This window comes from Salinispora fenicalii (assembly GCF_000514815.1).
GTDB classification, from domain to species: domain Bacteria; phylum Actinomycetota; class Actinomycetes; order Mycobacteriales; family Micromonosporaceae; genus Micromonospora; species Micromonospora fenicalii.
The window spans coordinates 106,163-115,453 of the sequence record NZ_AZWQ01000025.1 but is presented as its reverse complement, the minus strand read 5'-3'; the positions used below and the strand labels follow the sequence as shown (position 1 = coordinate 115,453).

Sequence of the window (9,291 nt, the reverse complement as noted above, 5' to 3'; positions counted from 1 at the left end):
GTCGTGGCGCTTGTCGTCCCAGTCGTTCTTATGGTCGCGACCCTTGTCCCAGTCGTGACCGTCCCTGTCCCCGTAGTCCTTGCCGTCCCGGTCGTGAGCTGGCTTGAGCTTGACCTTGCCGGTCACCTTCGACCAGACGTAGGCGTGCTCCTGCGGCGTCGGGCAGAACTGGATTAGCTTGACCTCGTGGCCGGCCTTGACCGCGGGTGGCTTGGCTAGGACCTTGCCCTCATCTTTACGGTGGTGATCGTCCGCGACCGCGATTCCCGGTGCGCACACGAGCAGGGAGGCACCGCCGAGGGCCGCACCTGCCACGACCTTCCCGAGCAGCTTCTTTGCCATAACGTGCGTCACTCCATCCCCTGTTGTCCTGAACTCGGCGACAACCGAGCTAGGGCAGACGTTAGTCCGTTTCACAACCTATGAAGGGTAAATTTCGTCTTTCCCGCTTTAGGGGTTGTGTGGGGGTTGGCGGCTTGCGGTCTTGACTGACTGATGTAGTTCTTCCCGTGTTGGGGGCTCTGCTGCTGCTTGAGCCGGTAGTCGCTTTGGCCGGCGCGATTCCGTCGAGGGATTGCGATGGAAGCGCTCCCATGCAAGAATACGTAGGGAGCCACACCGCGCAGCGGCAGGGACATCGAGGGCAACCGGTTCGCCGGACGAGCATCCCGCCGATCCGACCGACCTGCAGCGGCAGGTCTGCAAAGACCACCACCCGTCCAGGGCGGACCCGTCTCCGCTGGCCTCGGTGGTTGCCCGCGTCGGCATCCACCGGGTCAGTCAGCCGGGGCCGTCCGCGGAACGGTCTCGCCCAAGGAGATCTGTGGCATGAATGTGTGGAGAAGACTCTCCGGCCCGCGCCCGTCCCTCGCGCTGGCCGGCGCAGCCGTCCTGGTCGTAGGCGGGTTGGTGACCCTGCCGGTCACCAGGGCCCACGCCGCGACCCAGTGTGAGGTCTCGTACACCACGAATGACTGGCCCGGCGGCTTCACCGCCTCCCTTAGCATCAAGAACACCGGGGAGGCGCTTGACGGCTGGACGCTTCGCTTTACCTTCCCGAACAGCAGTCAACAGGTTGTACACGGCTGGTCGGCCCGCTATAGCCAGTCCGGGCAGAACGTCACGGCGCAGAACGAGTCGTACAACGGCTCGGTGGCCAGCGGGGCCACCATCGAGATCGGCTTCAACGGCTCGTGGAGTGGCAGCAACCCCAAGCCCACGTCGTTCACCCTCAACGAGGTGGCGTGTGTTGGCGGCGGTGGCCCCACCACGGCGCCGCCGACGACCCCGCCTCCCACCACGGTGCCACCGACGACCCCGCCGCCCACCACTCCACCTCCCACTACCCCGCCTCCCGGAGGTCGAGTCGACAATCCGTACCTGAACGCGGTGGGCTACGTGAATCCGGAGTGGAAGGCCAAGGCCGAGTCCGTCCCGGGTGGCAGCCGGGTGTCGAACACGTCGACCGCCGTCTGGATCGACCGGATCGCGGCCATCGAAGGTACCGAGGACAGTCAGTCCAACGGCCCGATGGGCGTTCGCGACCACCTGGATGAGGCCCTAAGTCAGGAGGCGGACTACATCCAGTTCGTCATCTACAACCTGCCCGGGCGGGACTGTGCTGCGCTCGCCTCGAACGGTGAACTGGCGCCCGACGAGTTGCCCCGCTACAAAGCCGAGTTCATCGATCCGATCGCGGCGATCCAGAGTGACGCGGCGTACCAGGACCTTCGGATCATCAACATCATAGAGATCGACTCGCTGCCGAACCTGCACGCCAACACCGGCAGTAACCCGGGTGCCACTCCGACCTGTGATCTCGTTAAGCAGAACGGTGCCTACGTCAACGGCATCGGCTACGCACTGGCCACGCTAGGTGAGATCAGTAACGTCTACAACTATGTGGACGCCGCACACCACGGCTGGATCGGCTGGGACACCAACTTCAGCCCGGTCGCCCTGCTCCTGAAAGAAGCCGCCACCGCATCCGGCAGCACGGTCAATGACGTGCACGGCTTCATCGTCAACACGGCCAACTACTCGGCACTGCGCGAGCCGCACTTCCAGATTTCCGACACGGTCAACGGTCAGACGATCCGCCAGTCCACGTGGGTGGACTGGAACCAGTACGTAGACGAGTTGTCGTTTGCGCAGGCGTTCCGAGACGAACTGGTTGTCAAAGGCTTCGACTCGGAAGTAGGGATGTTGATTGACACCTCCCGCAATGGTTGGGGTGGCAGCGCCCGACCAACCGGCCCCGGACCGACGACCGATGTCGACAGTTATGTCGACGGGGGCCGAGTCGATCGACGGATCCACGCCGGCAATTGGTGCAACCAATCTGGCGCGGGGCTGGGCGAGCGGCCGCAGGCCGCGCCGGAGCCAGGCATCGATGCCTACGTCTGGGTGAAGCCCCCGGGTGAGTCGGACGGCTCCAGCGAGGAGATCCCGAACGACGATGGCAAGGGCTTTGATCGGATGTGTGACCCGACGTACGAGGGCAACGCCCGTAACGGCTTCAACCCCACCGGGGCCCTGCCCGATGCGCCGATCTCCGGTGCCTGGTTCCCGGCGCAGTTCCAGCAGCTCATGCAGAACGCCTACCCGCCGCTGTCCTGATTTTGGGACCCAGCCGCTGGGGTTGTGAGGCGCTTGGCGGCAGGTTCCCCGAGCCCCGGACCCGATCAGCTCGATCGGGTCCGGGGACCCGGCGGTTACCTGCTCAGGGGACCGTACGTTCGATCGCCGCCCGGCCCTTCTCGACCAGGTCTCGGCGGGCCCGTTCAACATTTTCCGGTGTCAGGTCCTGACCGCGCGCCGCTACCAGATCCTCCGGCTCCCACGGCTGCTCTGCTCCGGTGCGGATGGTGTCCCCACCGGCCCCACCGGCCCCAGCGCCGTACGGATCGCCAAGGAGGTCCTCGGTTGCCGTACCGCGGTCGGCCTGTTCCCCAGCGGCGGCGAAGGTGGGGGTGTTCGGGTCGCCACCCCCACCGGTCATCAACTGGGGGACTCCGGTGTCGTCCTCGACCGCCGCGGCTGCCTCAGCGCTCTCCTCCAACGGTCGGTACCGGTCACGATCGGTCATGGTGTCGCCCTCCCGTCCGTGCGTGCGCTATCTTCCCGCGTACCCCGTGCATCGGGTGCCATGCCACCCGCATCGGGCCGTTGCTCAACGGCGGAGCCGGCGGTTCGGGTCGCGCCTTCCCCTCGCTGTTCGAGGTGGCTCTCGGCGGTGGGAGGCGTGGCAGTTGCCGAAGCTCGCTCGGCCCGTCGTTGCACCCACCCTGGGCCACCGCGGAATTCGGCTGTTGGGTCCGCCCGCCAGCCTTCTCGCGCCACATCAACGGCGCCGTCGCCGGGCCGAGGGGTTGACTCGGCGCGCGCGTCCGGAGCCTGCTCTGCCCCGCCGGCCAGCGCGGACGCGGCGACCGCCCCGCCGACTGAGGGCGCTCCGAGGGCGCTCGGGACCGGGCCGGGTCGGTGAAATTCGGGCCGGTCGTCTTCACCCCCGTCCGCGGCGGTGTGCTGGTCGTCTTCATCGGCGGTCGTCGGTTGACCACCCTTCGGTCGCGCTGGTGTGGCTGCGAAGGGCGCGCCCTTCGGGTGCTCAGTGTCGGCCTGCTGCTCGTCCTGGCGCATTCTCGCCTCCTCAACCTGGCTCCTCCGCCGTCTTGGGTATTCCCACCTGACGCAGTTCATCAATCCCGGTCCGACGCACTTTTCAATGCCAGAGGGGAATCTCCCATGCCGGTGGTGTATCGACCAAAAGTGCCTGAAATGGCCGGCAGTGGACAGGCCACGTGTGCAGGTCGCTATGTCGTGGGCAGCCTGCCGCGCGCTATGCCGTGGCGAAGCGTTTTCTGCCGGAGCCGGAGCCGGAGCCGGAGCCGGAGCCGGAGCCGGAGCCGGAGCCGGAGCGAACGTTGGCCGCTGCGCCGCTCGGGCAAACGGCGTCTACCCGATAGGCCCGGGGCCTAGACAGGCGGTAGTGGAATTGGCGTAGATTCCGTATCCTCGCCCAAGGCGACCGTCGATGGCGCCCCGGCACGACTTTGGGGGGTGCTCCGGCGGGTGCTGCCCGGCCTGCGCCGGCGTCCCCCGCAGCCCCACCATCTGGGCGAGGTCCTGATTGAACACCCGCGACTGGCCGATCCGCTCCAAGCTGACCGCACTGGTCGTGGCGCCGGTGACCGCGCTCCTCGCACTTTGGATCTTTGCCACGACGCTCACCTTTGGGCCCGCACAGAGCCTGCTCTCCGCCCGCACCCTCCTCAATGAGTTCGGCCGGCCTGGTGAGGCGGTCGTTGCCGAGCTGCAACGCGAGCGTCGTCTATCGGTTGTGTACCTGGCTGCCGAGTCTGCCGAGGTCGGCCTCGACGAACAGCGAAGGCATACGGATGAGGCGATCGCCGAACTACGTCGCCGCGCTGCCGGCGATAGCCTTCGGGACGCCACCAGCGACCTGTTGGATGTTCGGTTGGACCGGCTCCTCGTCGCTCTAGATGCGTTGTCGGCCGGGCGTGGTCAGATCGACCGGGGAGAGGTGGACCGATCTGGGGTCGTTGACCTATACAGCGGAATGATCTCGTCGGCCTTCCAGGCCTTCGCGGCGCTGTCAGCGCTGCCAGACCCCGAGCTATCTCGGGAGGCGTTAGCGGTAACGGCGCTCGGCCACTCCCGCGAACTGCTTGGCCAGGCCGATGCCGTGCTGGCCGGGGCATTCGTCTCAGGCAGCTTCGCTGAGGGCGAGCACCGGAAGCTCGTGCAGACGATCGCTAACCAGCGGTTCCTCGCCGATTCGGCAGTAACCGACCTTCCAGCGGCGGAACGTAGCGCGTATCAGCAGTTGACCGAGCAGCCGGAGTTCCGCCGACTGGATCAGATGCAGGATCTCCTGATCGAGAACTCTGCCGATCGGCTGCCGATTGTGGCTGCGACCTGGCAGGCCGACTACGATGCGGTCCAGCAGGCGATGCGTGACTACGAGTTGGACCAGGCCGATGGCCTGGCCGATCGGTCGAAACCCCTGGCCGTACGCGTCTTTCTGCTGCTTGCGTCCGCCGGTTTGCTGGGTCTCATCGCAGTCGTGGTCTCCCTGGTGGTGGCGATTCGGGTCGGCCGTTCCCTTGCGAGCCGGCTGGCCGGGTTGCACACCGTGCTCGAACGGGCGGAACGTCAGCTGCCCGAGTTGGTGGCGCGGATGCGCCAAGGTGAGACGGTGGACGTGGAACGGGAGGCGCCGTCGGTCGATTTCGGTACGGACGAGATCGGCCAGGTGGGGCGTGCCTTCACCGCGGTGCGGCGGACCGCCATCCGGTCTGCCGAGGGTGAGGTTAACCTGCGCCGTGGCCTCAACGAGGTCTTCCTCAACATCGCCCGGCGTAGCCAGGGGCTGGTGCACCGCCAGCTGGCCCTGCTCGACCGAATGGAGCGGCGCACCGAGGACCCGGACGAACTGGCTGATCTTTTTCAGGTCGACCACCTTGCTACCCGGCTGCGGCGACACGCGGAGGACCTGGTGATTCTGGCTGGCTCGGCTCCGAGCCGGGGCTGGCGCAACCCAGTCGCCATGGTCGACCTGGTTCGGGGGGCGTTGTCCGAAGTCGAGGCGTACAAGCGGGTTGACATCGGCGGCGTGCAGTCGGCGGGCCTCGTCGGCCGGACCGTGGGCGACCTGATTCACCTGCTTGCCGAGCTGATCGAGAACGCCACTAGGTTCTCCCCGCCGGGAACCCGGATCCAGGTCACCGGGGTGCGCAGGGTCGACGGATACATCTTCGAGATCACCGACCAGGGTCTCGGCATGAGTACTGAGGCGTTGGCGGACGCCAACTCGTTGTTGGCCTCGTCGCCCGAGTTCGACCCCACCCGGACCGACCGGCTCGGGCTCTTCGTGGTGGCCCGGCTGGCCGCCCGGCACGGGGTGCGAGTCCGGCTGCATCGATCCGAGTCGGCTAGTTTGACTGCGGTCGTCCTCATCCCGGAGGAGCTGGTCGCCGAGGAGCCGCTGCCCTCGGGGTTGGCGCCCGGGGAGCGGGAGCGTTTGGGGCCGCCGGCAGCCCGGCGGGAGACGCCGGGTCGGTTGTCCGCGGGGCCGGAGCCGTCGGTGCTCGGCGGCAGCGCGGCCGTCCCGACCGTCGGCGAGTCTGCCGGGCCCGATGCCGGCCTGGCAGCCGTCGAGGTGGCTGGCGAGATCGACGGGTTGCCGCGGCGGGTTCGCCGTCGCCCGACCGTGGGAGCGCGGAGGCGGGTGGGCGCGACGGCACCGCCCGCTGGCGCCGCTGCGGGGCCAGGGCAGGAACCAATGACCAGACCGGAGCCGGCGGGTGCTGCCGGAACTGGCACCCACGGCGGGTTTCGCTCTACGAGTGGGCCCGACGGGACGACCCCCGAGGCCCAGCGGTCCCGGCCGGCATTGGATGGGCCGACGGTGCGGCAGCCAGCCGTGGGCGTTCGGCAGTCAGCGTCGTCGGACCCGACTCCCCGCTCACCGGAGGAAGCCCGCCGGATCATGGCGGAGCTGCAAGCCGGCACGACGAGGGGACGTCGGGTCGCCGCCGCCCGAGCACCAATGTCCGAGGCCGGTCCCGGCCCTCGGTCGATCGACTCGTCGGACGATCTTGAATCCCCGACCGCAACTGAGAGGGATGCGTGATGCTGCAATCTACAAGGCAGAATGTTGATCTCGACTGGTTGCTCGACGAACTGGTGGAACGGGTGCCGCCAGCCCGGCAGGCGGTGGTGCTCTCCGCCGATGGGCTGCTGCTGGGGGCGTCCGCCGGGCAGGAACGGGACGACGCGGAGCACCTGTGTGCTCTCGCCTCTGGCCTCTCCAGCCTTGCTCGGGGGACGAGCCGGCATGTGACCGGTGGTCCCGTCCGGCAGACTGTCGTCGAGATGGAATCGGCATTTCTGTTTGTGACCACGGCTGGGCAGGGCGCCTGCCTCGCTGTGGTTAGCGACGCCGACGCCGACATCGGGCTGGTGGCGTACGAGATGGCGATGCTGGTGACCCGGGTGGGGGAGACGATGAGCATCCCGGCCCGGCCAACGGCGGGCATACCCGATGTGGGCTGAGTCCGGCGTGCCGCACGAGTGGCTGGACGACGACGCAGGTCCGGTAGTACGCCCCTACACGCTGACTGGGGGGCGCGTTCGGGCTACCAGCGGGTTCGACCTGGTCGCGTACGTTCTCGCCGACCGGAACGCACAGCCCGCCGTACATCTCGACCTGCACCCCGAGCATCGGCGGCTGGTGGCGCTGGCCGCCCGGCCGGTTCCGGTGGCCGAGCTGGCGACCGGCCTCGACCTTGCGGTTGGTGTCGTCCGGGTGCTGCTCGGCGATCTGGTGGACCGGGGTCTGGTGACGGTCCACCAGCCCTCGGCCGGCCCGTACCTGCCCGACAACGACATCCTCAAGGCGGTGGTCAGTGGACTCCGTGCGCTCTGAACTCCCAAGAACCGGTGCCCACATCCCAATCGCGCTCAAGATTCTCATTGCCGGGGGCTTCGGCGCGGGGAAGACGACGCTGGTGAGCGCGTTGAGTGAGGTTCGCCCGCTCCAGACCGAGGAGATGTTGACCGACGCCGGGATCGGCACGGACGATCTCGCTGGGGTGGAGGCGAAGTCCACCACCACCGTGGCGATGGACTTCGGTCGAATCACCATCAACGAAGATCTCCTGGTCTACCTCTTCGGCACACCAGGACAGGACCGGTTCTGGTTCCTCTGGGACGAGTTGGCCTTCGGGGCGCTGGGCGCGGTGGTGCTCGCCGATACCCGGCGACTGGCCGACTGCTTCCCATCCATCGGCTACTTCGAACAGCGGGGCATTCCGTTCGTGGTCGGTGTCAACTGTTTCGACGGGGCACGCCGGTTCAGCCTGGAGACCGTGCGTGAGGCGTTGGACCTGGACGCCGATGTGCCGATGCTGCTCTGTGATGCCCGGGAACGGCAGTCCGGCAAGCAGGTATTGATCGCGCTCGTCGAACATGTGGCTCGGCAGCATGGGGAGCCGGTGCCGGCCTGACCCGGTGCCCGGCGGGCACCGGCTGCGCCGCGGTGGGGCTACCGGCCAGTGCGGGAGGTGGCAGCGGGTGTGGAGCCGTTCCGTGGCGTTCCGGCGTGATGCGCCTCGGCTCGGGCGAGCCTCTGGTTGGATTGGCGAAAAGTCGGCGCGGAGGGTGGTCCGGTGGCGGTTCAGAGTGCATTCGTCTACCTCGGTTGCTACACGGCGGGTGCCGGGGGCCGCGGCGAGGGGATCGTCGTTGCCCGGCGGGAGCCGGAGTCAGGTGCACTCACACCGCTCGGCACGGTTGCGGTCACCCCGGCGCCGTCGTTCCTCGCCCGGCATCCGGACCTGCCAGTCCTGTACGCGGTCAACGAGGTGACCGACGGCGGTGTCAGCGCGTTTCGAGTCGCCGTGGATGGGGATCTCACGGCGTTGGGTAGCCGACCCACCGGTGGCGCCGATCCATGCCACCTCGCGGTCGCCGACGATGGGCGGCACCTCTTCGTGGCCAACTACGGCGGTGGGAGCGTGACGGTGTTCCCGCTGGACGGGCAGGGGGTGCCCGGGGAGCGCACCGACCTGGTCCGGCACGAGGGTCATGGCCCGGATCCGCAGCGGCAGGAGCGGGCGCACACCCACATGGTCGTTCCGGGCCGAGACGGAGGGCCGCTGCTCGTGGTTGACCTCGGTACCGACTCGGTCTACCGGTACGAGTTGGAGGCCGAGACGGGGCGATTGGTGCCGCGGGCGCCGTGGGTGCGCACCGCAGCTGGTGTCGGGCCTCGGCATTTGGCCCATCACCCGGACGGAAGGCGCAGCTGGCTGGTTGGGGAGCTGGATGGTTCGGTCCTGGCCTATGAGGTCACTACAGACGCCTCCCCACGTTTGAGTGGCCGGGTTTCGGCCAGCGGGCGGCCAGGGCAGGTGCAACCTTCGGAGGTTGCGGTCGGACCTGAGGGGAGGTTTCTCTACGTCGCGAACCGGGGTGTCGGCACGATTGCCGTCTTCGCGCTCGACGGCGAGTTGCCGGTGTTGGTAGCTGAGGTGGATTCCGGCGGGAAGTGGCCCCGGCACTTTGCGCTGATCGGCGCTAACCTATATGTCGCGGACGAGCGGGCCGACCTGATCGGGGTATTCCGGGTCGACCCGGTGACGGGGGTGCCGGCACCGGTCGATGAGCCGGTGCGGGTTTTGAGCCCTACCTGTGTCCTGCCCTGGCCAGAAGACCAGACCCCGTAGAGCTTCCCAGCTCGCGGAGCGTCGTCGTGATAGGCCG

The 9,291-nt window shown here is 68.0% G+C and carries 8 protein-coding genes and 1 pseudogene; 6 read left to right on the top strand and 3 right to left on the bottom strand.

Annotated elements, in window-relative coordinates; genetic code table 11:
* Positions 1–342: pseudogene (locus B116_RS0114455) on the bottom strand (hypothetical protein); the annotation flags it as partial.
* A 486-nt stretch (positions 343–828) separates the two neighbouring features.
* On the opposite strand from B116_RS0114455, the gene B116_RS0114450 reads away from it, so the two are divergent.
* Positions 829–2,619, top strand: coding sequence for a glycoside hydrolase family 6 protein (locus B116_RS0114450; RefSeq protein ID WP_027660481.1), 1,791 nt, complete (start codon positions 829–831; stop codon positions 2,617–2,619).
* A gap of 103 nt (positions 2,620–2,722) precedes the next feature.
* On the opposite strand, the gene B116_RS0114445 is transcribed toward B116_RS0114450, so the two are convergent.
* Complete coding sequence (locus B116_RS0114445; protein ID WP_018720375.1) at positions 2,723–3,088, bottom strand: hypothetical protein; 366 nt, start codon at positions 3,086–3,088, stop codon at positions 2,723–2,725.
* Positions 3,085–3,642, bottom strand: a complete 558-nt coding sequence (locus tag B116_RS29005; protein WP_027660480.1) for a hypothetical protein — start codon at positions 3,640–3,642, stop codon at positions 3,085–3,087. The genes B116_RS0114445 and B116_RS29005 overlap by 4 nt, the downstream gene beginning before the upstream one ends.
* A gap of 490 nt (positions 3,643–4,132) precedes the next feature.
* Between B116_RS29005 and B116_RS0114435 the strand changes: the two genes are divergently transcribed.
* The 5 genes from B116_RS0114435 (at position 4,133) to B116_RS0114415 (ending at position 9,254) form a co-directional block, all read left to right on the top strand.
* A complete protein-coding gene (locus B116_RS0114435; protein WP_027660479.1) occupies positions 4,133–6,658 on the top strand; it encodes a sensor histidine kinase in 2,526 nt (841 codons plus the stop codon).
* Positions 6,655–7,080 carry a roadblock/LC7 domain-containing protein gene (locus B116_RS0114430; protein ID WP_018720373.1) on the top strand — a complete coding sequence of 142 codons (426 nt, stop codon included), beginning with the start codon at positions 6,655–6,657 and terminating at the stop codon, positions 7,078–7,080. The genes B116_RS0114435 and B116_RS0114430 overlap by 4 nt, the downstream gene beginning before the upstream one ends.
* Positions 7,070–7,453 (top strand): DUF742 domain-containing protein, encoded by a 384-nt coding sequence (locus B116_RS0114425; protein WP_018720372.1) that lies wholly within the window; start codon positions 7,070–7,072, stop codon positions 7,451–7,453. Before B116_RS0114430 ends, B116_RS0114425 begins: the two co-directional genes overlap by 11 nt.
* Positions 7,434–8,033 carry a GTP-binding protein gene (locus B116_RS0114420; RefSeq protein WP_018720371.1) on the top strand — a complete coding sequence of 200 codons (600 nt, stop codon included), beginning with the start codon at positions 7,434–7,436 and terminating at the stop codon, positions 8,031–8,033. The genes B116_RS0114425 and B116_RS0114420 overlap by 20 nt, the downstream gene beginning before the upstream one ends.
* Positions 8,034–8,195: 162 nt before the next feature.
* Positions 8,196–9,254, top strand: a complete 1,059-nt coding sequence (locus B116_RS0114415) for a lactonase family protein (protein ID WP_027660478.1) — start codon at positions 8,196–8,198, stop codon at positions 9,252–9,254.
* Positions 9,255–9,291: the final 37 nt, after the last annotated feature.